General features: G+C 69.7%; 17 protein-coding genes. 3 read left to right on the forward strand and 14 right to left on the reverse strand.

The features are described from left to right. Window positions 1–80: 80 nt before the first annotated feature. From ACFZAX_RS01820 to ACFZAX_RS01830, 3 genes are all read right to left on the reverse strand, one after another. Window positions 81–1,838 carry a GTPase gene (locus ACFZAX_RS01820; RefSeq protein ID WP_390958057.1) on the reverse strand — a complete coding sequence of 586 codons (1,758 nt, stop codon included), beginning with the start codon at window positions 1,836–1,838 and terminating at the stop codon, window positions 81–83. Continuing rightward, a complete protein-coding gene (locus ACFZAX_RS01825; protein ID WP_390958059.1) occupies window positions 1,831–4,743 on the reverse strand; it encodes a GTPase in 2,913 nt (970 codons plus the stop codon). Before ACFZAX_RS01825 ends, ACFZAX_RS01820 begins: the two co-directional genes overlap by 8 nt. Window positions 4,744–5,301: 558 nt before the next feature. After that, complete coding sequence (locus tag ACFZAX_RS01830) at window positions 5,302–5,592, reverse strand: LysR substrate-binding domain-containing protein (RefSeq protein WP_390958061.1); 291 nt, start codon at window positions 5,590–5,592, stop codon at window positions 5,302–5,304. Window positions 5,593–6,018: 426 nt separating this feature from the next. On the opposite strand from ACFZAX_RS01830, the gene ACFZAX_RS01835 reads away from it, so the two are divergent. Then, window positions 6,019–8,322, forward strand: coding sequence for an NB-ARC domain-containing protein (locus tag ACFZAX_RS01835; RefSeq protein WP_390958063.1), 2,304 nt, complete (start codon window positions 6,019–6,021; stop codon window positions 8,320–8,322). A gap of 138 nt (window positions 8,323–8,460) precedes the next feature. Here the strand turns inward: ACFZAX_RS01835 and ACFZAX_RS01840 are convergent, their stop codons facing one another. Further along, window positions 8,461–9,642: a helix-turn-helix domain-containing protein gene (locus ACFZAX_RS01840; protein WP_390958065.1), complete on the reverse strand. Its 1,182-nt coding sequence runs from the start codon at window positions 9,640–9,642 to the stop codon at window positions 8,461–8,463. A gap of 494 nt (window positions 9,643–10,136) precedes the next feature. Then, on the reverse strand, window positions 10,137–11,465 hold the full coding sequence (locus tag ACFZAX_RS01845) for a helix-turn-helix domain-containing protein (protein WP_390958067.1): 1,329 nt from the start codon (window positions 11,463–11,465) through the stop codon (window positions 10,137–10,139). A gap of 407 nt (window positions 11,466–11,872) precedes the next feature. Here ACFZAX_RS01845 and ACFZAX_RS01850 point away from each other — a divergent pair, with 407 nt between their 5' ends. Further along, complete coding sequence (locus ACFZAX_RS01850) at window positions 11,873–12,238, forward strand: response regulator (RefSeq protein ID WP_390958069.1); 366 nt, start codon at window positions 11,873–11,875, stop codon at window positions 12,236–12,238. A 58-nt stretch (window positions 12,239–12,296) separates the two neighbouring features. Here ACFZAX_RS01850 and ACFZAX_RS01855 read toward each other — a convergent pair whose 3' ends face one another. The 8 genes from ACFZAX_RS01855 to ACFZAX_RS01890 all read right to left on the reverse strand — a co-directional run bounded on the left by ACFZAX_RS01855 (window position 12,297) and on the right by ACFZAX_RS01890 (window position 22,691). Beyond that, on the reverse strand, window positions 12,297–12,941 hold the full coding sequence (locus ACFZAX_RS01855) for a response regulator (RefSeq protein ID WP_390958399.1): 645 nt from the start codon (window positions 12,939–12,941) through the stop codon (window positions 12,297–12,299). A gap of 175 nt (window positions 12,942–13,116) precedes the next feature. Continuing rightward, window positions 13,117–15,981 (reverse strand): LuxR C-terminal-related transcriptional regulator, encoded by a 2,865-nt coding sequence (locus tag ACFZAX_RS01860; RefSeq protein WP_390958071.1) that lies wholly within the window; start codon window positions 15,979–15,981, stop codon window positions 13,117–13,119. A 464-nt stretch (window positions 15,982–16,445) separates the two neighbouring features. Further along, complete coding sequence (locus tag ACFZAX_RS01865; protein ID WP_390958073.1) at window positions 16,446–17,843, reverse strand: CHASE3 domain-containing protein; 1,398 nt, start codon at window positions 17,841–17,843, stop codon at window positions 16,446–16,448. 99 nt (window positions 17,844–17,942) lie between these two features. Beyond that, window positions 17,943–19,049, reverse strand: a complete 1,107-nt coding sequence (locus ACFZAX_RS01870) for a helix-turn-helix domain-containing protein (protein ID WP_390958075.1) — start codon at window positions 19,047–19,049, stop codon at window positions 17,943–17,945. A gap of 234 nt (window positions 19,050–19,283) precedes the next feature. Further along, window positions 19,284–19,862 carry a ferritin-like domain-containing protein gene (locus ACFZAX_RS01875; RefSeq protein ID WP_390958077.1) on the reverse strand — a complete coding sequence of 193 codons (579 nt, stop codon included), beginning with the start codon at window positions 19,860–19,862 and terminating at the stop codon, window positions 19,284–19,286. A gap of 157 nt (window positions 19,863–20,019) precedes the next feature. Next, a complete protein-coding gene (locus tag ACFZAX_RS01880; RefSeq protein ID WP_390958079.1) occupies window positions 20,020–20,847 on the reverse strand; it encodes an alpha/beta fold hydrolase in 828 nt (275 codons plus the stop codon). Between the two features lie 143 nt (window positions 20,848–20,990). Next, entirely contained in the window at window positions 20,991–21,716 is a 726-nt protein-coding gene (locus tag ACFZAX_RS01885; protein WP_390958081.1) for an alpha/beta fold hydrolase, read from the reverse strand. A gap of 483 nt (window positions 21,717–22,199) precedes the next feature. Further along, the gene (locus ACFZAX_RS01890; protein WP_390958083.1) at window positions 22,200–22,691 is read right to left on the reverse strand and encodes a DUF1269 domain-containing protein; all 492 of its coding nucleotides are present in this window, start codon (window positions 22,689–22,691) and stop codon (window positions 22,200–22,202) included. Between the two features lie 534 nt (window positions 22,692–23,225). Between ACFZAX_RS01890 and ACFZAX_RS01895 the strand changes: the two genes are divergently transcribed. Beyond that, a complete protein-coding gene (locus ACFZAX_RS01895) occupies window positions 23,226–23,495 on the forward strand; it encodes a DUF2630 family protein (protein WP_390958400.1) in 270 nt (89 codons plus the stop codon). Between the two features lie 35 nt (window positions 23,496–23,530). On the opposite strand, the gene ACFZAX_RS01900 is transcribed toward ACFZAX_RS01895, so the two are convergent. Beyond that, complete coding sequence (locus ACFZAX_RS01900) at window positions 23,531–23,956, reverse strand: SsgA family sporulation/cell division regulator (protein ID WP_390958085.1); 426 nt, start codon at window positions 23,954–23,956, stop codon at window positions 23,531–23,533. Window positions 23,957–25,332: the final 1,376 nt, after the last annotated feature.

Genomic DNA, 25,332 nt, shown 5'->3' on the forward strand with positions numbered 1-25,332 from the left:
ACGGGGCGGAGAGCGGCCCGCCACCTTTCGGGAGGTGGCGGTGAGGGGCCGTGTTCACCGCTGGACGTCGGACCGTCGGGTCAGCGGGTCGGTCCGACGAGCTTCTCGGCCTCGCCCCGGAGGTTCCTGATCGCTGTCAGGGCCGCTTCGCGCTCCGTTTCGACTCTTGAGCCCGGCTCCGTGAGGCCGTCGAGCGACCGTTCCACCTCGTCGATCCACTCGCTCAGATACCGCTCGCCGGCGGCGGTGAGAAAGGTCCGCTGTTCGCGTGCTTCCTCGTCGAAGTGCTTCCTCATCTGCTTCCGCCGCTTGTTGACCCCCATCCACTCGCTCTGGTCACGCGCAACGCCGGACAGGTCCATCAGCGGCCCTATGACCGCCAGCGCCCACTGCGCCTTGCCGGCCGCGCCGGCCACCTTGCCGACTGCCTTGGTCCTCCCCCACGGTTTGAACTTCCCCGCCCCGTTGGAGACCTTCCCGCCGACGTCGAGGACCTTCTGGCCCACCCTGTTCCTGCTGAGCTTCTCCACGACGGCGGAGGCCGCGCTTCCCGGCCCGGTGCCACCGTCCGCGATCTTCCCGAGCAGCTGATGGGCCTTCGCCGCGCTCTCCTTCGCGGCTCTCTTCGCCGCTTCCTTGACCCCATGCGTCAGCGGTGACGTGTCGTCCGGGGACGCGTCGACCGAGGACGCGTCCACCGTCGGGTCGGGTGCTTCGAGGTCGTTCACCCAGGATTCGGGCTCGGGAACACCGGTTCCGTACTCGGCGACCAGGGCGTCGAACTCCGCCCTCACCAACGTGTCGAATCTCGCGTCGAACTCGGCGATCGCACACTCCAGTTCGTCCTGCAGGGCACGAGCGACGTGGCCGGGGACGGCACCGTCCTTCTCCGAGACACCGGAAGCGGCCCGGTCACCGGCCGTTGTGATCCTGGAGGCGACGGCTTCGCTCTCCCTCTCCAGGCCGCTCAGTGCACGCTCCCTGGCCCGCGCGATCGACTCCTCGCCCTTCTTCGCGGTCTCCACGGCACGAAGTTCCTCGCCGTTCAGCACCCACTGCCGCTCGGCGTCCTCCAGTACTCGGATGAGTTCGAAGGCTTGCGCCCTGGGCCGGACACCGCTGACACCGGGCGCGATGATCCTCCGCAACTCGCCCTTGAGGGGATCAATACCGCTCTCCGCCCAAAGCGACTCACGCTGAGCGGCCGGGAGAGCGGGATCATTGACCGCGTCGACGTAGTCGCGTGCGTCGGCCAGGACGATCGGCACACGGTCGGCGAAGGATCCGAGGCGCCCGCGCATCTCGTCCAGGACGACGTCGCGATCACTGTTCTCGGCGTTCATCTTGTTGACGACGACCACACACCGGTCGGCGAACCCGTCGGCGTCGAGCGTCCGGAGAATCGCCTCGGTCTCCGCTTCACCCGGCAGTTCGCTCGTCGTCACGATCATCAGCGCGTCCGCACCGCGCACGCCACGTCGTGCCGCGTCGGAGTGCGCGTCGATACCCGACAGAGTCCCGGGCAGGTCGACGAGCTGCACCCCGTTCCACGCGTACGGCGTCGGCTCGTGCGTCTTGGGCGCCGCGTCGACGAGTTCGCCGACAGCGGTCGCAGGGAGCCGGAGCAACGCCGCGACGAGCATGGACTTCCCCGCGCTGTACGGACCCATGAGCGCGATGCGCAGCGGGCTCATGTCCGCACGAGGCAGGCTCGCGGTCAGGCCGCGCGTTCGAGGGTGGGCGTCCAGAACTTCCTCGGCCCGTGCGATCAGAGCGAGTACGGGGGCATGCGGATCCCCGTCGTTCCCGGGCGCGTCCATGGAATTACCGTCAGTCATCTGTGTTTCCTTCGCGGGTGCCGAGGCTTCCGGAATCCGTGCGGATCCCTATCCGTTCGGGGAGGACGTCCACGAACTGTTGCTGCAGACGAGCCCGTACGTCGGCGACGCGGGGCGCGTCGGTCCAGACACGAAGCTCGACTCCCGGCATTCGGCGTGCCAGACGGATCGCTGCCGGGTCCCCGCCCGCGAGAGTCAGGAGACGGCGCGCCAGGACGAGGTCGCTCGCGTCGAGAGCGGACCGCACGACCGGCCGCAGCCGGCAGAGCCGCTCGAACCGCTCCCGCGTGCCGCTGATGTCCGCGGACCGCGCTCGGAACCGGGCGTCGACGTGAGCCGTCGCGTGATCGGTGATCCGGGCCGACCACGCCGCGAGCCCGTCGAACAGCTCGTCGAGGGATGCCTCGGCCTGGATCGTGGTCGCGCTGGTCCACCTGTCATTGGCCCGCCGCGCGCGATCGAGTTCGCTGTTCACCGATTTCAAGGCTCCGGCCAGGATCTCCACCGCGTACACCGCTGTCGCCGCGGGAGGAGGGACCGCGAGCTTCTTGGGGATCCCCTTGGCGGCGACGGACCTCACAAGGGTTGTCGCCATTCCCTTGGCTGCCGCTGTGCCCAGGCTCACGGCCTTCTCCTTCAGGTTCGGACGCGGTCGTACACGCGGCTGCGCGTCGTCCTGATGTTCGTGAGCGCCCGCGCGTATGCGCAGAAGCATCCCCCGTTTCCGCGCCTCCCGCTCGAACTCGTCCGCGAGGCCGAAGAGGAGTCCCTCCAGTTCCAGACCGGTGACGAAGTCGCTCCACCGCTGCGCGTGATCCACGCCGCCCAAGTCCCGCACCACATCGGACAACCGTTCCTTGGCGCGGTGACGCTGGGCTTCGAGCCGGTCGCGCGTGCCCTGGTCCGCTGTCCGGAAAGCCTTGACCACCGCGGCCCGGTCACGCGACGCAGAGCGTTCGAGTGCGCCGAGCGCGAGATCGATCCCGGGGAGTTCCCCGACCAGCCGGTCGTGGAACGCGGCGACCGGCGCCCGTACCTCCTCTGCCAGCCGGACCGCGCGAAGCGGAATCGCGCGCTCGGCCAGGAGCCGGGTGAGGGACCGCTCCAGCTCGGGCAGCCTGCTCGCCCGGAGGGCCTTGTCGCCCAGTGCCCGGTCCCTGGTGGACAACGCTTCGTGCGCGGCACCGGAGTGGACCGGGAGGACAACGGGTGGCGCGGCGTCGACCGCTCTGGAGACCTGCTCGATCCGGACGGTGTGACCGGCCGTCGACGCGAACTCTCTTTCCGGATTCTCGGCGAACCGCTGGAGACGGTGCGGTTCGTCGACCCGCCCCTTCACATTGACGACAGCGAGCAGGGGTTTACCCGCGCGGAGGAGCCGCTGCAATTCGGCCGCCTCCTCTTCGCGCAGCGTGTCGGCGTAGTTCCATATCACCGCGTCGGCGCTGTCGCACGCGGCCCGAGCGCGCGTGGCGTCGAGGTCGTCGTCCTTCGCGGCGAAGCCCGGCGTGTCGAGATACGTCACGGAGCCGACGTGGAACGCGGAGGACTCCCGCGTGGTGCGGTGCGCCCCTCGCCCGATCCCGGTCCGGTCCGCGTCGCGGGTCAGCGCTTTGCGGAGCGTGGTCTTCCCCGACTTGGTTCGTCCGGCGATGGCCACGCGCAGCCTGCCTTTCGCCGGGGGCATGACCCGTACGGCCTCGCGCACTTCACGTTCGAGCTCCCCGATGCGGCTGATGACGTCGACGAGGTCCTCGCTCTCGATCGCGTGCGAGGAGTACGACGTACGCGAGAGATGGGCCTCGGCCGCCTCCCGGAGACCGGTCTGGATGTCCCGGTACGCTGATCGGCTCGTGTCCACCGCCCCGGACGCGAGCTCGCCGACCAGGGCCTCAAGAGCCTCACCGAGGTGCGGTTCGGTTCGCCTCAGGTCCATGGCCGCCGCCACGCGATCGAACGACGCGACGTTTCTCGTGTACCAGGACTCGAACGCCCGCAGCTCCTTGATGCCGGTCCGGGAGGCGACCGCCCGCAACCCTGCCGTGATCCTTGCAGCCGAGCTCGTGGCGGGCGGGGCCGTGAACACGACTCTGTTCGCGGGCACCGCCGTGAGCCCCTGCTCGATCACCGCCCGCACGCCGTGGTCCGCGAGCATGTCCACCGTGCTTCCGGACACGACACCGGTGTCACGGGCCTCTATCGCCCAGAGCAGTGCGTCGCGTCGATCCGGTCTGAGCCCGGACCGCGTGTCCGGGGCGAGCCAACGCCACCACTGCGGCCGCTCGGACAGGAACGCCTCGTACGACTCCTCCGCGGCAACGAGGTCCCGCACCTTCTCCAGCAGTGGCACCAGCTCCCGGTTCCGTAGCTCCCGGGCCGCCGTGACACTGCGTCCGAGCACGAGCTCACGCGCCTCCGCCGCCTTCCGGCCGCCTGATCGACGAGCCAGGTCGGCCAGCAGGGGTTCCATGTCGATCTCACGGATGGAGCGCAGGATCTCCTTGGGCCATTCCTGGTCCGCACGACGGCACGGCTCAAGGACTTCGGTCAACAGTCGTTCCGCGGCCGCCACCGTCGCGGCGTCCGCCCGAAGCGCTTCCACCGGCACATCTTCCAGCGCACCGAGGTGAGTCCGCACCCCTTCGAGCTGCTTCAGTTCCCGGAGGACCCCTCCCCCGTCCCGCACCGGCGTCCGGCCTCCCGCCGTTGTCAGACGGACCAGTTCGTGCTGCTCGACGCAGGCGGCCACCGCGTCGCACACCCACGGGAGAGTGCTCCCGGACGGCGGCAGGCCGGCGAGCCCGCACGCCTGGGCGACCGCGCCCACGTCCTCGGCGAAGCGCTGGAGAGCGGCCGCCCCGAACAGGGCGTCCACTCCCAACGGTTCGAGCAGGAACGAAAGCATTTCGGCTCTGAGGCTCGTTCTGTCGTTCCCCACCCGGTCCTGCATCACTACTCCTCATGAGGGCGGTGGTACCTGAGCCCGGGAGCGTCGCGGGCGTCATTGCAGCGTCAAGACAACGCTCGTTACGCCCGCCCCGCACACCATTCAAACCCGCAGGTCAGGCAGGGTTCGCGACCGGCTCCAGGATCGCGACGCAGTCCTTGTGGTGCGTCATCGGAATGATGTCAGCCTGTACGAATCACAGAAAAGCACGGTCGGAGCGCATTTTTGGTTCGTCGGCCGGCGTGCGGTTGCCCTGGGCGTCAAACGAACGTCATGGTCCAGGGGCGGGCAGTTCGTCGACGATGCTCTGCTCCTGGTCGGTCGTCAACCACTGCTGCGGCTTGCCCGCGCTCCGGGGCAAGCCGATGCGACGGCATGGGGCCACCGCCATCACGTCGACGCCCACGGCCGCGCCCATGGTGTCCGTCGAAGCGGAGCAAGTTCACCGCGGGGTTCCGCAGTTCACACGAACACGTTGTCCGCCCTGGATACGAGGCGACCGAAGAGGCGCCGCCGTCAGGCAAGATGACGGAGCAGAGCGGCGACGGCGGGCGACGGGTCCCCGGGCGGGCGTACCACCATGACCTTCCAGGTGGGCGCGTGCCGACGGATGCGGTACTGACGGAGGTCGGGGAACCGGTCGGCGACCGACCTGGGCATGATGCAGAGGCCCAGGTCGTTGCGGACCAGTTCGGCCGCCGCGACGATGTCGTTCACCTCGAAGACGGTGGCCACCCGGTCCTTGTGGCGGGCGTACCGACGGGTGCGCGCGCTCAGCCCCTCGACTCCCCGGGCCTGATGCGGCAACGGGGCCGTCCGAGGTGAAAGCCGCGAGCGCCGGGACAGAACGTATCCGTCGCACCGGAACACGACTTTCCTCTGCGTGCCGCGTGCGTTGTCCCCGAGCGTCACGACGGCGGGACCGTCGTGACTCGTCCGGGAGTACGCGGGAGTACGCGGGAGTACGCGGGAGTACGCGGGAGTACGCGGGAGTACGCGGGAGTACGCGGGGAGCGGCGCGCTCCTTGGGGGACGAACGTGTCCATCGGTGCGCACCCGGGAACGACCGGCTGATCCGGCCCGTCGGCGTCCGAGCCGCGGTGGCGGCCTACCCGCGGGCGACGCACCAGCGCGACCCCCTGCCGGGGATCGTGTCCGAACAGGCAAGAATGTGTCACTCAAGGGCAGGGCGCAGTAGCGCGGGCATGACAGCCACGGAGTGAAGGGTCGACGGTGAACGGGCAGGTCCAGGAGTTCGGGACGTTGTTGCGGCAGCTGCGACTGGACGCCCATATGACCATGAAGGGCCTGTCCGAAGCCTCGGGGGTGAGCCTCCGGGGGATTGGCGATCTGGAACGGGGACGGCGTGCGGCGCCGCAACGACGGACGGTCGCCGCCCTCGCCGAAGGCCTTCGACTGGACGAGGCCCGGAGCGGCCGTCTCCTCGCAGCGGCGCGGCGAGGCGCTGTGGGCGCGCACAGTTCTGTCGCCGTTCGCCCCCTTCCCCGCGGTATCAACGACTTCGTCGGCCGACAGCACGAGCTGGCCTCGCTGATGGCTCTGGTCTCGGGGCAGACGGACCGGACGGGGCAGAAAGACCTGACGCCGGGCCAGGAGTCGGACCGTCCGGTAGTGGTGACACTGTCGGGTCCGCCCGGTGCGGGAAAGACCACCCTCGCCCTGCACGCCGCGCAGGAGCTGGAGGCGCGTTTCCCGGACGGCAGGATGGTCCTGGACCTACGCGGTATGAGTGAGGCGCCGGCATCGACGGCCGAGCTCGTGCTGAGCGTCTGCAAGGGCTTCGGAGTGCCGGACAAGGATCTCTCCGCAGTCGCCCCCCAGGGGCACGCCGCGTTGTACCAGGACCTCCTCTCCAAGAAGCACTGCCTTCTGGTCCTGGACAATGCCCGGGACGAGATCCAGGTGCGGCCACTACTTCCTGCGCACGGCCGAGCCATGGTCATGGTGACCAGCCGACGCATGCTCACGGGGCTGCACGGTGCTCACCGGCTCGTACTGGGGGAACTCCTCCCCCACGAGGCCGTCGCGTTCCTCACCGCCATGATCGGAACGCGACGCGCGTCCCTCGAGTCTTCGGCGCTCGACGACGTGGCTCGACAGTGCGGGTATCTCCCGCTCGCCCTTCGCCTGGCGGGAAGCTGGCTGGCGACACGAACCGGCTGGACCGTCCGCAGGCTGGCCGACCGACTGGACGTGGCGGAACGCCGGCTGGACGCCTTGGTCGCCGGCGACAGGCGGGTTTCGGCCGCGTTCGACCTCTCCTACCGTCAGCTCACGCCGGACGCCGCCCGCCTCTTCCGACGCCTCGCCCTGGTTCCCGGCCCCGACGCGGGATCGGCCTGCGCCGCGCAACTGCTCGGACAGAGTCTTCCCTCGGTGGAGGACACGTTGGAGGAACTGGTCGAGACCGGGCTGCTCGGAACCCATGGCAACCGCTTCACGCTGCATGACCTGCTCCGTCTGTACGCGGACGCCCGTCTCCGGGCCGACGAACCTGTCGGGGAACCGGAACGCATCCGGGCCGGTCTGTACCGCTGGCTGCTGGAGACCACCATCGTCGCCGGCCGCTGGTTCGAACCGGGCTTCGGTGCGCCTTCCGCGGACTGGCAAGGGCTGGTGGATCTCTCTTCGGCGGACATGGCCCATACCTGGCTGCAGACGCAAGGGGTGAACTGGCTGACCGCGCTGCGCGCTGCGGCGGACCAGGGCGATCATGCGCTGGTGGTGGAGGTGGCCGAGTCCCTCCACTGGTTCTCCGACCAGTGGATCTTCTGGGGTCACTGGCCCGAGGTGTTCGACCTGGGCGCACGCAGCGCCAAGGCTCTGGGCGACAAGGCCGCTGAAGCGACTCAGCTCAACTACTGCGCCTGGGCCGCACTCGTCTGCGAGGGCCGCCCCGCCGAGAGCCTCGCCCTTTCCGGCCAGGCGTTGGCGACCGCAGAGGAAGCCTGTGACGTATCCCAGCAGGGGTGGTCGCACTACTACCTCGCGTGGGGACACGCCACTGTGAAGCAGCACCGCGAAGCCGCACGTCACTGCGACCACGCTGCCGGTCTCTTCGCGTCCGCCGGTGACATCCATGGCAGTCTCCAGGCTCACCACGCCCGATCCATCAACCTGTTGGCCGCTGGGGACGCCGAAGCCGCTTTCACCTCGTTCCAGCACACCCATGCGTTCCTCGAAGAGGCCGACGACCTGATCGAACCCCATGTCGCGAGATCATCACGCCTCAACATCCTCTCCGGTACCGGCAGAAGTCTCGCGCTGCTGGGGCGGGAGGAAGAGGCCCTCACGAACCTGCGGAGCGCGGTGCGCATCTGCCGGGAATCCGGCAACTACTGGCTCATGAGCGTCCATCTCGTCCATCTGGGACGCGTCCTCGTTTCCGCCGGACGCGTGACCGAAGCGCGGGAAACCTTCCTCGCATGCCTCGCACTCGGCTCCGACGCGGCGCCCCCCCGAGTCGATGAGGCGCACGCACAGCTCGCTCTTCTGGACTCCCCGGAGAGCGATTAGGGGTCGTGCGCCTCGGGGTGGGCCCCGCCCCGCACGATTGGCCCCCACGCCTTCTCAGCCGTGTCCGGCCGTGGGGAGCGTGGGGGCGTGGTCGGCGCAATCGTCACAGGAGTCGCTTCGGCGGCCACCGCGACCGCGTCATCCCGCTCCGCACCCCGAGGACTCGCGCTCGCGTCCGGAGTCGCCCGTGCGCCGTGTCGCCTCGTTCCGGCCCGACTCGAGCGGCACGCGTGACAGAAAGCCGCTCGCGTACGTACCCGGCCGGCCCGGACGGTCGCCTCCGACGGCCGCCTGTGCGGGCGCCCCGGGGAAGCGCGGCGGGGCGACGGCAGCGGACTGCTTGGCCCTGATGCCGCTGTCTTCCGCCGCCAGACGCATCATGCGCCACTCGCGGGGCGGCAGACCGTACGCATCCCGGAAAACCCGGCTGAAGTGGGTGGGGTTGACGAAACCCCAGCGCTGGGCGATGGACGAGACGGAGGACGCCGTCCGGCCGTTGCGGGCCAGCTCCCGCGCGCACTCCTCCAGCCTGCGCCGCTGGATGAGTCGACCCACCGTGGTGTCCTCACCCTCGAAGAGCCGGTGGAGATAGCGCACCGAAATGTGGTGCGCCTTCGCGACGGACTCCGGTGACAGGGTGGGATCGGCAAGGTTCTCGTCGACGTGCTCACGAACCCGCTGCACCATGTGGTGCCGCGCGTTCGGGCCCCCCGACGCCGCGTCCTCGGTGGTTTCGGCGACCAGGGCGGCGAAGACGTCGGCGAGACAGTGGGCCAGACCGTTCGCGGCAGGAGGAGAGAACGCCTGCACCGAGGAGATGATCATGGCGAGCAACGGCTTGAGGACCGCCGCACATCCTTGGTCCGTTCGGAACACACTGCCGGTGACGCAGCGGAGATCCTCGCCCGGCAGTCCCAGCATGCGGCGCGGGATGTGGACGATGTGCGTGGAGAAACGCCCGGGAAAGTCCAGGAAGTACGGGCGAGTCGTGTCCCAGACGAAGAGATCACCAGCGTTCGCGACGACCTGTTGGTCACCGTTCTGGGTGAGGATCGCCGTGCCCGACGTCTGGAGAGCGACGGCCACGAACGGCTCTGGCGAGCGCGTGATGTGGGCCGCCGTCCGGCTGACCCGGTACGCGTCGGCCTCCACGCGGGTGGCCCGCACCTCTCCCACCCGGTGGGAGACGATGTGGCCTTCGAAAGGGCGGTCCCCGGGCAGAGCGACGGCCACGGGCACCAGCGCCCGCTCGATCGCCTCGCGCCAGTAGGCGAGTCTGCGTTCCTCGGGCACGGAAGCGGTCGTCAGCACGATACTCATCCGGTTCTCCTCTCGTCATGCGTGCCGGCAGGGACTGCGGACACCCGCGCGCACGGGCTCGGCAGATGCTCGCCCCCTCGCAAGTAGCGGGGTTTCGCCCGGTCGGTGCGGATGTCGTGTCGTGGGGAGGAAGCCCCCACGACAGATCCGGACGGCGGCGCTGCGGCCCGGTCCCCCGCTGCGACCAGCCAACCAGCCGGGCCGTGGGCACTCCAGGCAGAAGAGAGGCAGAAACAGGCCACGCGAGGGAACGCGGGTCACGTCGAGGGCCTGCCTGCCGGAATGCCGCACGAAGACGGCCATCGGGCACACGGCGAAGGAATCACCGCGGGACGTGGATTCACCACGGTGCTGAGAAGCAACCGCGGGGCGCCGACAGAGGCGCGGGACCCCGGGAAGGGTCGTACCAGGAGAGTCTGCCGGATCACGGCCCTCACGTACACCACCTGACGTGCGGTTCCTGCGGGGACATGGACGACCGCGTGCCTGCCGTGTCAGCGGCCGTCGACAACAGCCGTCCGCCGGAGCCGATCACGCGGGGCGGTACCGGCGCCGTCGGCGTCCTTCGATCTCTCCTCCGCGGTCAACAGCGAACCAGCGTAGAGCCGTAGCAGGTCGGAGAGCCGGTAGCGATCGCCTTCCACACCCAGCAGACCCGCTTCCACCAGTTCCTCCAGGGTGTTCTCGGCCTCGAACGGATGCTGCCCGGCCAGGTGGGCGGCACATACGGGATCGATGTCGCGTCCGGAAACCAGCGCAAGGTGTCTGAACAGGCGAGCGGCGGTGGGAGTGAGCCGGCGGTAGGAGAGCCCGAAGGCAGCCGCGACCCCTCCGTCCCCCGCGGTCAGAGCGCCCAGGCGTCGCTCCTCGGGGGCGAGTCGGTCGGCGAACCTGCTCAGCGACAACCCCGGGCGAGTGAGGCGGTCGCCCGCAGCTCTGAGGGCGAGCGGCAGAAACCCGCAGTACCGAACGATCCTCTCCAGGGCGCCGGGATCCGCCGCCGCCCGCTCCGCGCCAATCATCGTGATCAGCATCGCGGCGGCCTCGCGTGCGTCGAGCTCCCCCAGCGGGAGGCGTCGCACACTCTCCAGCCCGGTGAGCATGCGACGGCTGGTCACGACCACCATGCCTCCGCCGGAACCGGGTAGCAGCGGGCGTACCTGCGCCTCGTCGCGGGCATCGTCCAGCACCAGAAGCAGGCGTCGCTCCGCCAGCACCTGCCAGTAGAGTTCGGGACAGCCCTCCGGACCGGCTTTCAGCAAGTCCCGGTCGCTCACCCGAAGCGCTCGGAGCACAGCCTGCATGATCTCGGTCGGCTCCGGCGCGTCCCTGTCCAGGCCGCGCAACCGCACTACCAGTTGGCCGTCCGGGAAGTACCGGGCAAGGTGGCGGGCCGACTGCAGTGCGAGGGCCGTCTTGCCGACCCCGGGGGCCCCGGACATCGCCACCACCGCCGAACGGGCACTTCCGGCGACCTGTTCCCCCAGCTCGGCGAGCCCGGCGAGTTCCCGGTCACGACCGACGAAGTCGTTCATGGCGCTGGGCGGCACCTGCACCCCGACCGGGCTGTACCCCTCGCTGCGCCCGGAACGAGCGGCTCCCAGCAGACGCTCCCGGTCGGGCCGGGTCAGACCCAGCCCCTCCGCGAGCGCGACCACCGTGCGCCCTTGCGGAGCCGTACGCAGTCCTCGCTCCAGATCACCGATGGCGCGCACGCTCACACCGGACGCCTCGGCGAGACCCTCGATGGTCAGCGCGGCAGCCAGCCGCATGTCCCGCAAGGCACTGCCGAAAGCCGATCTCTCTCTTTTCGCTGTGCTCACGCATGCCCTTTCCCCACGGCGTACGCATATTGATCAGTAACCGCCCCGTCCGAGCACCGGCATTCCGTGACGCGCTCGTACGAGCAGTCCGCCGTCGCCGTTCCGCGGACGAGCCCGAGCACGCGGCAGCCACACCCACGGCCCAGCCCCGGCCCAGCCCCCGGCACTCGCACCACCGCTCAAAGGGCGACAACACGGTAGGCGACGACGATGGTCCGGCGCCATGAGCTCGTGACACGATCAAGGCCGGGCTTTCCCCGGGCCGTCTGCGAGCCGGTCGTCTTCGGCCGGTCCGCGGGGTCGGCCGGGGTGATCTGCCGTCCGGAGGGACCGTCCCGCAGGAAGGTGCACAAACTGTAGGGAACCCCCTATGGTGCGGCTGCCGCCGTGGTACGCATGCTGGGGTCATGTGCATCGACATCGTCGTGGCCGACGACGACCCCGGCTTTCGCGACATGGCCGCCAGACTGCTGGTGTCGCGGGGTCTTCGTGTCGTGGCGGAAGCCGGTGACGGCGCCTCGGCCTTGGCCGCGGTGCGGGCCCATCGCCCCTGCGGCCTGCTGCTCGATCTCCACCTGCCCGACGTCGACGGGATCAGCGTGGCTCGGCAGCTGACCGACGAGGGCGACCGGCCCCGCGTGGTACTCACCTCCACCGACAAGCTGTACCTGCCGCGGGAGGAACTGGTGAGCGCGGGAATCGAAGCCTTCGTCACGAAGGACATGCTGTTCGACGCCGATCTGCCGGGACTGTTCGCTCGCTCGGCACACTGACACCTGCTCCGTTCCGCGCTCTCCGCCGTCTCGGCCCCCCGGCACGCTCTCCGGTGGACTACTGCCCGAGATAACGCAGTACGGCCAGCACCCGCCGGTGCCCCGAAGCTCCCTGGCTCAGACCCAGTTTCAGAAAGATGCCGGTCACGTGCCGCTCCACGGCCGCGACGGTCACGACGAGCTGCTCGGCTATACCCGTGTTGGAATGGCCTTCGGCCATCAGCGCCAGGACCTGGTGCTCCTTCGGTGTCAGCGCGGCCAGCGGGTCGTGCGGACGCTTGCGCCCCAGAAGGGCCGAGATCACGTCCGGGTCGAGTGCCGAGTCCCGGGCCACGACCCGCTCGACCGCGTCGATGATGATCTGGGGGCTGGCCACCTTCTCCTTCAGGAGGTAGCCGACTCCTCTGGGGTCGTCTCCCACCAGATCGAGCGCGTAGGACGCGTCGAGGAACTGGGACAGGACGATGACCGGGGTCTCCGGCCGATCGGCACGGATCTTCAGAACGGCTTCCAGGCCGTCCGCCTGGAGGTTCGGCGGCATCCGGATGTCGGTGATCACCACGTCGGGGAGGTACGTGTCGGCAACGTGCACCAGGTCCACGGCGTTGTCGACGGCCGCGACCAGATCGATACCCGCCTTGCGCAGGATCGTGGCGATGCCTTCGCGCATGATCGGCTGGTCTTCCCCCAGCACCGCTCGCAGTGGTTGCCTCATGCACTCATCCTAGGGTGCGCCGTCGAACTGCCGTCGTTCGGCCGGGGGCCGGGCCGGGCGGCGTCCGGTGCGTGCGACCGCACGGCGGGGGCCGCCCGATCCTGGATGCGGCGGAGTGATCCGGACAACGCGGCGAGCGTGCGTGCCGGCCGGGCGCCACACGTCATCGGGGCCGGGCGTCGGTGGCCGGAAGGGGTCGGGCGGAGGTACCGCCGTCGACTTCCCGCGCGTACAGGCGAGCCAGTTGGGCTCGGGAGCGCACGCCCAGTTTCTCGTAGGCGTGGCGCAGATGGGTGTTCACGGTGTGCGGGGAGACGAAGAGCCGCTGGGCCGCCTCCCGGTTGGTGGCACCGTGGGCGACCAGTCGTACGACGCCCAGTTCCGATCTCGTCAGCCCGCGCCAGGGGGTGTCCGCCACGGCCGGGGTGCGCGCGGCGGCCAGTGGCCGGGCGGCGAGCTCGCTGATCCTGGCGCGCACGCGTCGCCCGTCGTGTGCGGCGGCGCAGTCGTCGTAGAGGCGGAGCGCCTCCCCGGCGAGGGACGGGGCGGTACGCGCGCCGTCCGGAGCGGCGCACTCCGCCGCGCTCTCCAGCGCACGCGCCCGCAGCAGGGGGCGTGCCTCGCCGTGGAGCTCCGCTGCCTCGACGAGCAGGTCGGCACCGCGTGTGAGGACGCCTCGCGCATGTGCTGCCGCGGCGGCGCAGAGCGGCAGTCCGGGATTGAGCCTGGCACGCTCCACGGAGAAATCCACCGCGTCGACGGCCACCTCCCGCTGCCCGGCGGCGAGGGCCGCCTCCGTCAGCAGGACCACGTCCCCCGCGTCGATGCAGCTGGCGTGGACGAAGCCGGAGCGCAGGTGGGCGGCAGCCGCGCGGAGGTGGTGGGGGGCGAGAGTCTCGGACCTGTAGTCCGCGGCCAAGAGGCGGATCCACGCGCCGGCTCGCCGGAGCTGCGGGTCGTTACTCGTGAGGTAGCCGTCCGCGACGTCCGCACACTCGTCCATGACGGCGCTGTCGCCGGTATGGAGAGCGACTCGGGCCCGTGTGCACACCCGGACCGTCTCCCCCGCCGCGAGGACACCCGGAGAGCGCGGCCCGGTCCCGGCCGCCATGAGTTCCCGGGCGGCGTCCGACAGCTTGCCCGCGTCCAGCAGAAGCCGGGCGCGGGCGGTCCGCCACAAGGAAAGGCGTGCCTGCCGGCCCCTCCTTTCGGAGTCCGCCAGACCGCCGTCCACCAGTTCCGCAGCGGCGCGGCCCGCTCCGGTCAGTCCCAGGAGCGTCGCCCGCCAGGCCATCGACAGAACCGCTTCCGGCAGCTCGGGCCCGTACGACGGGTCCAGTTCGGCGATCATCGGCGGCACCGCCTCGCTGTGCCCGAGGGCTTCCTCCCACCGGTGCCGCCGACCGGCGTTCATCGACCGCAGTGTCCGGCGCGTGAGGGCGCTCACCGGGTGCGTGGACCCAGGTGATGTCCGGCGGGCGGGTCCGGTGGCGTCCAGCCCCCCGTCGGACCCGCCGGTCAACAGACCTCTCAGCGAGGTCACCGTCACGAGCTGGTCCTTCACCGGCTGAGGAACGTCGGGGTGGTGGAGAGCCCTGCGCACGTGGGCTTCGGCCTCGGGCACCGGGAAGGGACCACCCGTGCGAACCGCTTCGAGGCACACCCGCGCGTGAGTGACCGGGTCGGGCGGTGTCTGGAGGATGTCGCGGGCCAGGGCGAGCGCTTCGTCGGTCTCTCCGGTCTCCCGCAGCACCGGCACCAGTTGCGCCGCCAGCCGCAGCCGTCGGCGAGGTGCGGCGCGGCTCAGGTGCATCGCGCTGCGCAGGTGGGTCGCGGCGACGGCCGGCGCGAAGGGCGCCACCTCCAGGGCCGCGGCCCGGAGGATGCGCATGGCCTGCTCGTCACCTGTCTCGGCGACCTCGGCGATGCCGGCCGCCAGGGACGCCGCCGGAGCTCCCTCCGCCAGCCGCAGGCCTATCGAGCGTCGGCAGACGGAGTGCCTGACGGGCGTGGGCAGCGTGGCCCTCACTGTCTCGCGCACGAGGGGGTGCGAGAAGCTGAGATGTCCCCGGTCCGCTCGCATCAGCTGGGTCGCCAGCACCTCTCGCAGCGGGGGGAGCAACAGGGCTTCGTCGCGGCCGAGCATGCCGCACAGATGCCGGACGCCCACGCCGGTGCCGTCGTCGAGGGCGGAAGCGATCAGCACGAGATCCTTCGCGCTGGTCGTCAACTGCTCCAGCCTTCGGGCGATGACAGCTCCGGCCACCCGGTCCGGCGCGGCGTCGTCGTCCCGTTCCGGGCCGGACCCTGCCCTGAGCAGGGCGCACAGATGGCGGACAGCTCCCGGCAGGCCCCCCAGCAGCGGAAGGTACGGCTGTGCCGTCTCGGCCCGCGGCCCCAGCAGCTCCCCCACCAGCGCGTCCACGGCTCCGGGGAGAAGAGGGCGCAGTTCGACGGTCGTGGCCCCACCGGTGAGCAGGTCGTGGCGGAGCGACGTGACGGCCGGTACGTCGTGCGAGGTCCGCGCGGCCAGGAGCCACAGCAACGGCAGCCCGGCGAGCCGCTCGGTGAGGGTGCGCACGGCGAGCAGGGTCAGGCCGTCGCAGTACTCCACGTCGTCGAGGACGAAGACGACCGGCTGTCCGCCTGCGAAGTCCCGGAGACAGTCTTCGGCCCGCCGGATCGCCGGGTGCGGGGCGTCGGACCCACTGTTCCCGGCCGCGTGCGTGTGAGCGAGGGCCTCCAGCAGGGGTGTCAGGGGCGGCACCCCAGGGCCGGCGACACCCTTTCCGTACAGCACGAGGGCCCCGGCCAGCCTGGCTTCCTCGGCGGCGCGGGCCAGAGCGTGGGATTTCCCGGAACCGGCGCAGCCCTCGACCCACCGCACCCCGCCCTCGTCGTTGTGCACGAGCCTCAGCACCGACTCGCGGAGTCGCTCCCCCACCGGACGGTGCGGACGCCCGGTCGTCGCGGGAGCCCGGTCCGCGGCACCGGTCGTCGTCGGCAGGATGTCAGTGGCCAGGATCATGGCAGTCTCCAGTGGTACATGAGCCGTGCGGCCGGGCGGCGCCGAGTCCGGAGCGTCTCCGTCGGCGAGCTGCCGCCGGGCCGGTGACCAGCGGCAGCCTTGTTCTTCGCCATCGGTCTGGCGGCACGGTCGGTGTCCTCGGTCGTGACCCAAGACTCGGCCATCTCCAGGCCCGTTGGCTGTCAAGGACACCTGAGACGTGCACGGGGGCGCACCCCGGGGAAACTGTGGGGAGAACCCCACAGTCGTGAGCGCTTCGACCCGGTACAGCACGCGCTGCGACCCGCACCCGCTGTACCACCGGCGCCGCCCGCTCCGCAGACGGTCCGGACCGTCCCCCCGGGCGGCGGCGTGGGGCGGGCTCCGGGGAGGTCCCGACACCGCCCGGTCCCGCACGGCCCGACCCCCGGCGCGGCACGGAGACACCGGACCGAGTCCGGACTCGGTCCGGACTCGGTCGGAACTCAGTCAGGGAGGGGAATCCTGATCTGCAAGGTGCTGCCGCCACCGGACGGGGAGTCGATGGTCAGCTTGCCGTCGAAGGCGGCCACCCGGTCCGCCAGCCCGGCCATCCCGCTGCCGGGGGTGGCCGAGTCGACGCCGCCGATGCCGTCGTCCGAGACGTCGATCCGCAGCATGTCGCCGAAGGCTATGAAGACGTCTATCCGGGACGCCCGGGCGTGCTTGACCGCGTTGGTCACGGCCTCTGCGACGACGAAGTACGCGTTCGCCTCGACCGTCGTGGAGATCCTGCGCTCGTCCTCGCTCTCGACGACTGTGAGCACCGGGCACCGGTGCGCCAGGTCTCTCACGGCCGCGACCAGGCCCTTGGCCGTCAGCACCAAGGGGTAGATCCCCGAGGCGAGTTCCCTCAGCTCGTCGATGGCGGTCTGCGCGTTGTCGATCGACCGGTCCAGGAGTTCGGCCGCGGACGCCTCCGTGTCCGGAAGAAGCTCCCTCGCCAGGCGCAGCCCGATCATCAGGCTCACCAGACGCTGCTGTGCCCCGTCGTGCAGATCCCGGGCCGTACGGCGGTGCACGGCCTCGGTGTTCTCCATGATGCGGCGGCGGCTCTCCTGGAGGGAGGCCGCCATGCTGTTGAAGGAGCTGCCCAGCGTCCCGATCTCCGCCACCTTGCTGGGAGCGACCCGCACGGTCAGGTCACCGCTCGCCAGTTCCCGCGCCGCCGCTGCGGCACCACGCACCGGCCTCACCACCGCGCGGTGCTGGAGCACCGTGAAGACTGCCACGACCACCGTCGATGCCGCGAGCCCCAGCGCGGCGGCGAGCACGGCCCGACGGCTGTTGGCCGCGGCGGTGTCCTCACGCGCCGCCAGCTTCTTGCGCTCATCCTTGACATAGGTGTCGAACTGCGCCCGCAGTTCATCGACGTCGTCCTTGCCCTGGGCCGTCTGCTTCGGGTCGACGGCGTGGGAGTCGCCGCGTTGAACCATCTCGACCAGCGGGATCGAATAGCCGTCGAGGAAGGCCTGCACCCCTCGTGCGATCCGCTCGGCGGCACGCCGCTGCTCCGGGGAGGTGGCGCCCTCGGTGAACCGTCTCGTCTCCTCCGGCAGCGCCTTGCGCGCCGCCACCCACGGAGCGAGGAAGTCCTCACGCTCGGTGATGATGTAACCGCGTTGCCCCGTCTCCAGGTCGACGAGCAGTTGTTCCATGACGCCGGCTTCGACGAGTTCGGCCCGGGAGGCGCGTCGGTCCGAAGTAGCGCTGTTGGAGTCGGCGACGGCCCAGAGCAGGACGGCGAAGCCCACACCGATCAGCAGGGCGAGCAGACTGCTCGCGGCGACGGTGAAGCTCGTCAGCCCCAGACGTCGGCTCCTACGATCCCGGTCTTTGTACATGGCCCGCCTGCCGATCGAAGAATGGAGACGGTCACAGTGTGCAATGCATCAGCGTGCAAGGGAAAAAACGTCCGAATATCGTGCTGACCGGAGCGGCCCTCACTGTCGCCGGACACCCCCTGGCCGCTCCACGAGCCCGCCGCCAAGGACCTCGGCCGGGTGGAGCCCCGGTTCACGTGGCACCGGTCCGACGACGGTCCCGGCCTTCCCGGTCGCAGGACGGGACACCCGCGCTCCGGGCTTCTGACGGACCAAGCCCCGCCACTCGGCCGGGGACATGCCGTAGGTCGTCCGGAACGCACGGCTGAAGTGGGCAGAGCTGGTGAACCCCCATCCGCGGGCCACCGCGGCGATGGTCTGGCTCGTGCGGGTGCGGCGGGCGAGTTCGCGGCGGCACGCGTGCAGGCGACGGCGTCGGACCCATCGGCTGACCGTCATGTCCTCGTACTGGAACAGCTTGTGGAGGTAGCGCACGGAGATGTGGTGCGCCTGGGCGATGGCCTCCGGAGACAGGTCCGGATCGCCCAGGTGCTGATCGATGTACTCCTGGATTCGAGACAACAACTGGCGTGCGGCCTCGGGTGTTTCGTCCGTCGCCTCACGCAGCCACTCACCGGCCAGTACGGAGATGAGGTCGACGACATTGCTCACGAGTGCCTCGCCGGTACCCGAGGACAGAGCCGGTGCGGTGTTCGCCAGTTGGGTCAGCAGAGGCAGCAACAGCGAACCTGACGGCGTGTCCGCGTGGATGGGCTTCGCCGTCAGCCGACGCAATTCGTCTTCCGTCAGACTCACGAGCCACTTCGGCACGATGAGGCACGTCGCGTGGAAGGACCCGGAGAAGTCGATACGCATCGGACGGGACAGGTCGCAGAAGACGGTGGCGCCGGGGCTCACCCGGATGACTCCGTGACCCTGGTCGACAGCGACGGCCCCCTGGACCGGGATGACGACCAGCAGAGCCTCGTCACGCTGCGAGGCCGTCGGCTGAGCGAGCCGGCATACCCGCACGGAGTCGTCCTGCGTGGTGACTCCCTGCATGGTGACGGCCTGTACCGGCCCCAGCCGGGACATCCTCAGGGACCCCCGGCATTCCTGGCGGGGGACGGAAATGTCCGTCGCGGGGAACACCCGCGACAAGGCATCTCGCAAGTGGACCGATCTTCTGTGTCCCGGCACGGACTCAGTGGTGCAACCGGCTTCCATCAGCTCTCTCCCGTTCCAGGCGACGCCGCGTTTCCGCTCTCGGCGAGGGTCTACGGACACCCTGCCGAGTTCCACGGGCCCGCACCTCACACGAACGCGCGATCTACTCTCTGCAGCTCACCGGAAGACTCTGTGCTGGGCACATCTCTGTGCTGGGCACGACTCTGTGCTGGGCACGCCGATACCGGTCGGCCGACGACGGCCGACCGGTATGCCGCAGGTCTCCGCGTCCGGTCAGACGCGCACCAGAGGGGTGTCGACCAGGTGCTCGGCGAGGAACCACACCTGGAGTTCGCCGGTCCGGATGATCTGCGACACCAGCACGTCGTTGGTGCCGTCGTCGCCCGTCCCGTTGACGCGGGCGGCAGCGTCATGAGCCTCGATGAGGATCGTCTCGTGCGCCTCCAACAGACGGGAGAGCATCGCCGGTACCTCCTCGACACCGTCCGGGGGCCGCGGGATCGACGAGATCTCGGCGACGTGCCGGGGGTCGCCCACCGCGACACCCCCCAGCGACTGCACGCGCTCGGCGAGGGTGTCGATCAGTTCGAGCTGTTCTCCGGCGTGCTTGTCCAGCAGCAGGTGAAGCTGGTGGAAGGTCGCACCCCGCATCAGCCAGTGACTCTTCTTGTAGAGGCCGTACAGGATCGAGGTGTCCGCCAGGCACTTGTTGAGCCGCTGGCAGGAGAACATCCGGGCGTCGTAGGACAGGCCGATCGGATACTGCCTGACCGTCCCGAACTCCTGTATCAGAGAGCCCTTCTGGTGCAGTTTCGGCTGACTGCCGAGCGCCTGGTCCGCGGTGGTGGTCATGGTTCGCCTCCTGATGGCGTCGATGGGGGCGGCGAGCCGGGCCGCCCGGCGAGTGGCACGAGAGGGGGTTTACCGCCGACGTGGCCGGCACGGGAGAGCCCGACAAGGGCGCCGTCGTCACGGAACCGGCCGCGCTCCGCGGTCCGGCGGTGCGTGGTCAGTGCCCGGCGGCGACGGCGCGCGCCGCCTCGTCGAGCAGATCGGCGACGGCACGCGGGGCACTGGCCGCGGCCGCGTGCGGTGCCTGCACGGTGACCGTGTGCGCCTTGGCGCGCGCGGCCATCCAGCGCTGCGCCTTCGGCGGGATGTTCCGGTCCTCGGTGGCGATGAGGTACCACACGGGCAGCGTCTTCCAGGCCGCAGCGGTGGCCGGCTCGTTCAGGGCCGACACGGTGATCGGGCGCTGTCCGACGGCCATCGTCCGGGCGGTCGCCTCGTCGACTCCGGCCGCGAACTGCAGAGGGAAGAGGTCCTGTGCGATGACGAGCTCGTCGCCGACACCGCCACCGGGCAGCGGGTACTTCTGGACCACCGTGGTCGCGGCGAGCGAACTGCCCGGGAACTTGTCGCTCAGCGCGGCAGCGCTCTCGCCGACGTCCGGGACGAAGGCCGCGACATAGACCAACCCCTTGACCTGGGCGGAGCCGACCGCCGCACGGCTGATGACGGAACCGCCGTAGGAGTGGCCGGCCAGCAGGACCGGGCCCTCGATGCCGTCCAGGACGCTGCGCACGTAGGCGGCGTCACCGGACACGCTGCGCAGGGGATTCGGCGGAACCACGACACGGTGGCCCAGCCGCTGCAGCCGCTGCACCACGGGGGTCCAGCTGGAAGCGTCGACGAAGGCGCCGTGCACCAGCACGATGGTGGGGAGCCGCTTCCCGCGCGCGGGCTCCTTGGCGGCGGCCGGCGTATCCCGTGGAGCCGCGTGCGCGACGCCGGTGGCGCCGAGGGCGGCCGCGCCGGCCACCGCGGACAGAGTCATGGTGCGACGCGAGATCGGTGAATTCATCGTTGTCCTTCTACTCGGGACGGCTCGCCCGCGATGGCCGCGGGCGAGCCGGGGGCAGGGCCCTCGGACCGTGCCGGAATATGCCGACGGAGTTCCGCGGAATTGCGGGAAAACCCTTACTCGGAGGTGGCGTCGATGGCTTCCTCGATGAAGGCGACGACCTTCTTGGGGTGCGCGAGCATGACCAGGTGCGAGGAGTCGACCTCGATGGTGGTCATGCCGGCGCGCTCGTAGCCGAAGCGCTCCACATCGGGGTTGATCGTGTGGTCGGAGGACGACACCAGGCCGAAGGACGGCTTCGTCTTCCACGCCGCGGCCGGAGCGACGTCCGCGAAAGCCTGTGCGGCCAGCGGTCGCTGCGAGACAGCCAGGACCTTCGCGAGCTCCGGGTCCACGTCCGCCGCGAAGATCGCCGGGAACTTGTCGGTCTCCACCGACACGTCCGTACCCGGAGTGTCGGAACCCTCGACGGGGAACGGCTTGTACACCAGGGCTGCCGCCAGGTCCGAATCCGGGAACCGGCCCTGCAGTTCGCCCAGGCTCTCGCCGACCTCCAGCGCGTAACCCGACAGGTAGACCAGCGCCTCGACGTTCTCCTCCACGCCGGCCACCGTGATCACCGCACCACCGTAGGAGTGGCCTACCAGCACCACCGGGCCGTCGATCTGGCGGACCACCGAGGCGACGTACGCGGCGTCCCCGATCAGACTGCGATTGGGGACAGCCGGGGCGACGACCTTCAGCCCCCTCTTGAGCAACTCAGGGATGACAGCGGAGTAGCTGGATGCGTCCGCGAAGGCACCGTGCACCAGAACGACGGTCGGCTTCTGTGTACGCGACATGACGGGTCTCATTTCTCTTTGTGAAATCGGTTCAGTGCGACCGGTTCGACGAACTCGGTTCAGCGAGTCCGGTCGAAGCACGGGGACCCGGAGCCGGCCGATGGTCCGGCACCATCCGGATCTCCCGTCGGAGCAACCGGAAGCGGACCTGGTCCCCGTGACGGGGCGTGCCGATGGGGGGCACGCCCCGGCCCCGCGACCCCAGGCCTTTTCGGCACCGGGTCCTTTTTGAGGAGTTCTGAAAGTCCTGCTTGTCCGGCCCATGGGCGGACGTCGCCACTTTCGACACACGCCCCAGGCGCATGCCGCGGGTATGCCTGCAAACGTACTGAACGCATCAGCAAGGGACTTGCCTCTTCGCGCCCGGGCTCTGTCCGTGAGCGCCCCACCTGCCATGCTCACGGGAATGACGGAGGCGGCACGGCCGAGGCGGAAGCCGTGGCGGTCTTCGCGCCCCGGGGCCTTCAGGTTCCTGAAAGCCGGTCAGTCTTCGAACACCTCACGCAGCCTGGCTTCCTGCTCCCGGTCGAGATTCGAGCGGATCAGCTCGGCGTGCTCCGGGGGCAGGCTCTCCCTCACCCGATCGAGCACCTCGTCCCGCGTCAGCAGAAAGAGCGCGGAAGTGCCGGGAGTCACCTGCGACTTCACGGATTCGATGAAGTCGTCGTCGATGCCGACGTCACTCAGCTTGCCACCAAGAGCGCCCGCGGCCGCCCCGATGACGACGCCGAGAAGCGGCACCAGGAAGATCAGACCGAAAAGAAGGCCCCAGAAGGATCCGGACAAGGCGCCCGCCCCGACCAGGTCGGTGAGCTGCTTGGTTCTGGGCTTCCTCGCATCCACGGGCCAACTCACCGTGGCGGCGTCCACCACCGTGATCAGTTCCTGCTTCTGCAGACCGAGGAGTGTCCTCTCCACCTGCGACGCGCTCTCCGGCGCGTCGAATTTCCAGACCGTCAACGTGGCCATCTGCATGCCCTTTCCGAAACCTGACCTCTGCGCTTCCCATGAAAAGGCACGGAATCCACCGCTGCGGCACGAACAGACCTACCGTGCGGTCTCGGCACACACTCGTGCGCTGAGCGGCACGAGAAGCCGGGCGGTATCCTGCCGCGCCGGAGATCTGGCACGTCCCGGGGCGAGGCGTGGTTGAGGGGTGCAGGTGGTGCCGGGGGGGTATCCGTCGGATCCGGCCGGAAGAATGGTCGCGGTTCGAGCGGCGCTTCGCCGGTGCCGGAGGTCCGGCGGCCGCATCTCGAACGCGGCTTTCCGGACTCGTCGTTTCTGGTTCTCCTGCCATATGCGGAGGGGGCGGAGGGCTCGCAGGGCGGGAAGCTCCCCTCGTCGAGGGCGGACATCGTCTTTGGTCCGCCGTGAGCAAGGACCTGCGCGACAACCTGCCGGGCAGTGCACAGATCTTGCCTTGGAGCGAATAGGTACGCCGTGCCGGGCCGAGGACGGGGCAAGCTCGGAGAACCGCAGGAAATCACCCGTCGAAAGGCAGAACCGATATCGGAACGTCAGGCGAGCACTGATCACGAAACCGAGATCCTCGGCCGTATCACTACGATGATCGGCGAGGAGAAGGCACTGCGCGAAGGGCTGAAGGCCGGTCTGATCGATCAGTCGTTCGAGCACGCCCGTCTGTCGGACCTGGAGGCGGAACTCGACCGGTGTGGGGATCTCCTGAGGCAGCGTCGTGCACGCGCCGCTGCCGGCGAGGACCCGGACGAGACTCGGGTACGACCGGCCTCCCAGGTGGAGCACTACCTGTCCTGACCGGTGCGGCGGCCTCCCGGCCCGACCGGAACCACTCAGTTGCTGCGACCCGTGAGCTGCGCGATTCCGCTGTCGACGTCCATGTACGCGCCTTCGGCACCCGGAGGCACCAGCTCATAGGAGTCTTTCAGGAAACGCGCTACCGCTGATGCCGGAATTTCCACCATGGCGGCGCCCTCGCGGGACCGCAGGACTATGCGCATGGTGTCCGGAAGGCAGCGGTGCCGGGGAAAGACCATCACGTCTCCCATGCCGCTGGGCCGACGCAATCCCTCGGACAGCAACTCGCGCGCGAAGACCCAGACGACCGGTCCGAGCGTCGGCACTCCCAAGGACAGGCGGACGGCATAAGGGTCCGTCGGTTCGTAACGAAGTCGACTGGGCAGAGGCACGCGCCGGTCCTCCGAGATACTCACGAAAGCAGTGACATCGGACTGGGCCCGTGTGAGCGGATGACTCATGGTGGTCTCCTGAGAAGCGGGTACGTGGTCTTCCAGTCGTCACCATAGAAAGCCGAACGCGCGGCTCCTTGTCGCTCGGCGCATCTGCCCTTGCTTCTGAGGGAACGCCGGCGAGGGGGGGGGCCGCACAGAAGGGCTGTCCCGTCATCCCTGGTGCGTGCCGGATTGCGGGGCAGCCTTGCGTCACGGTGTACGCCAACCTGCCGAGGGCGAAAGGGCCAAGAGGTGCGCTGACACTCCTGGCCGGAGTCGGAGTAGGATTCCAGGCAGACTTCCTCGGCGAATAATCTTCCGCAGGAGCGAGTGGACCTCGTCTCGCATCAGGATGCGATCCGCCTGTTCTCCGGTCGCCGTGCGACACCACCGGACCAGCCGTACTCGTGTGGCCGTGGCCGTTCGATGGCCGATGTTTTTTCGAGCTCCACGAGAACAGCCTGAGAATCTTCCGGATCGTCGTGGAACGAGTACGGAACGGATTTCCTTCCACCGCCCCCATCGCCTTCTCCGGCGCCGGAGTTGACGGTGCGCACGGCTTCCACGACCTCTGAGTCATCCCTTCACGAACGCGGAGACAGCGGCCTCACACACGCTCCTGGTGCGCATCACCCATGCGCCGGACAACGAACAGCACCACTGGAGAATGGCATGATCGGCTCGACTTTCTCGGGCAGGCCGGAGACCCGACGCCCCCGGATCTCCGGTATCGATTCCGCGCACCGAACAGTTCTGCCCGGACCGGTGCGGCATCGCGGGGGAAACCTGTACGTGGCCGTGTGCATCGCCGACGGCGTGGTGCCGGCGCCACGCAACCCGCTCATCACCATGAAAGCCGGTGATGTGCTTTTCGTCGGTACCCAGCCGCCACGGGCCATCCCCGGCGAGAGGGCGTTGCGGCTCTTCCGGATACCGTGTTCCTACCTCGGCGTCCACAGAGGACAACTGCACCGCCTGACGGGGACGCACGTATCCGGACGAGCAGGCGTCGCGGCTCTGGCCTCCAGGTTCCTTGTCGGGTTCGCCAGCGACGACGCCTTCGGTCGATCGGCCGGCGGTCGACTCGTGGCCCACCGAGCTGCCGGCCTCCTGGCGGTGCTGGCAGTCGAACTCCTCGAAGCACTCCCGACCGAGGGGCCCTCGTCCCGGCCGTCCGCGTCGGAGAACGCGGCGCGCTCCGGCCCGTCGACGCCCGCGTGACGAACAGCCGGGCGTGATCCGGCGGCTGACCCGCCGGACGGGAGTGGAGACGAGAACCAGGGACACCGCGGACCGTTCCCGTGAGCGCGCACGGCGTGGTGGCGCCCGCCGGGCTGGGGACGGCGGTTGGCTGCCTGGCCGGGCTGACGGGTGAGCCTCACCTGCGGCGGCATGCGGGTCGC

Source organism: Streptomyces sp. NPDC008125, assembly GCF_042957125.1.
Lineage (GTDB): Bacteria > Actinomycetota > Actinomycetes > Streptomycetales > Streptomycetaceae > Streptomyces.

What these genes read in the sequence shown, in the direction of transcription:
- ACFZAX_RS01860 (WP_390958071.1), bottom strand. Translation starts at nt 15,981, where the DNA reads ATGATCCTGGCCACTGACATCCTGCCGACGACGACCGGTGCCGCGGAC.
- ACFZAX_RS01900 (WP_390958085.1), bottom strand. Translation starts at nt 23,956, where the DNA reads ATGAGTCATCCGCTCACACGGGCCCAGTCCGATGTCACTGCTTTCGTG.
- ACFZAX_RS01850 (WP_390958069.1), top strand. Translation starts at nt 11,873, where the DNA reads ATGTGCATCGACATCGTCGTGGCCGACGACGACCCCGGCTTTCGCGAC.
- ACFZAX_RS01840 (WP_390958065.1), bottom strand. Translation starts at nt 9,642, where the DNA reads ATGAGTATCGTGCTGACGACCGCTTCCGTGCCCGAGGAACGCAGACTC.
- ACFZAX_RS01870 (WP_390958075.1), bottom strand. Translation starts at nt 19,049, where the DNA reads ATGGAAGCCGGTTGCACCACTGAGTCCGTGCCGGGACACAGAAGATCG.
- ACFZAX_RS01890 (WP_390958083.1), bottom strand. Translation starts at nt 22,691, where the DNA reads ATGCAGATGGCCACGTTGACGGTCTGGAAATTCGACGCGCCGGAGAGC.
- ACFZAX_RS01825 (WP_390958059.1), bottom strand. Translation starts at nt 4,743, where the DNA reads ATGCTTTCGTTCCTGCTCGAACCGTTGGGAGTGGACGCCCTGTTCGGG.
- ACFZAX_RS01865 (WP_390958073.1), bottom strand. Translation starts at nt 17,843, where the DNA reads ATGTACAAAGACCGGGATCGTAGGAGCCGACGTCTGGGGCTGACGAGC.
- ACFZAX_RS01880 (WP_390958079.1), bottom strand. Translation starts at nt 20,847, where the DNA reads ATGACTCTGTCCGCGGTGGCCGGCGCGGCCGCCCTCGGCGCCACCGGC.
- ACFZAX_RS01875 (WP_390958077.1), bottom strand. Translation starts at nt 19,862, where the DNA reads ATGACCACCACCGCGGACCAGGCGCTCGGCAGTCAGCCGAAACTGCAC.
- ACFZAX_RS01885 (WP_390958081.1), bottom strand. Translation starts at nt 21,716, where the DNA reads ATGTCGCGTACACAGAAGCCGACCGTCGTTCTGGTGCACGGTGCCTTC.
- ACFZAX_RS01820 (WP_390958057.1), bottom strand. Translation starts at nt 1,838, where the DNA reads ATGACTGACGGTAATTCCATGGACGCGCCCGGGAACGACGGGGATCCG.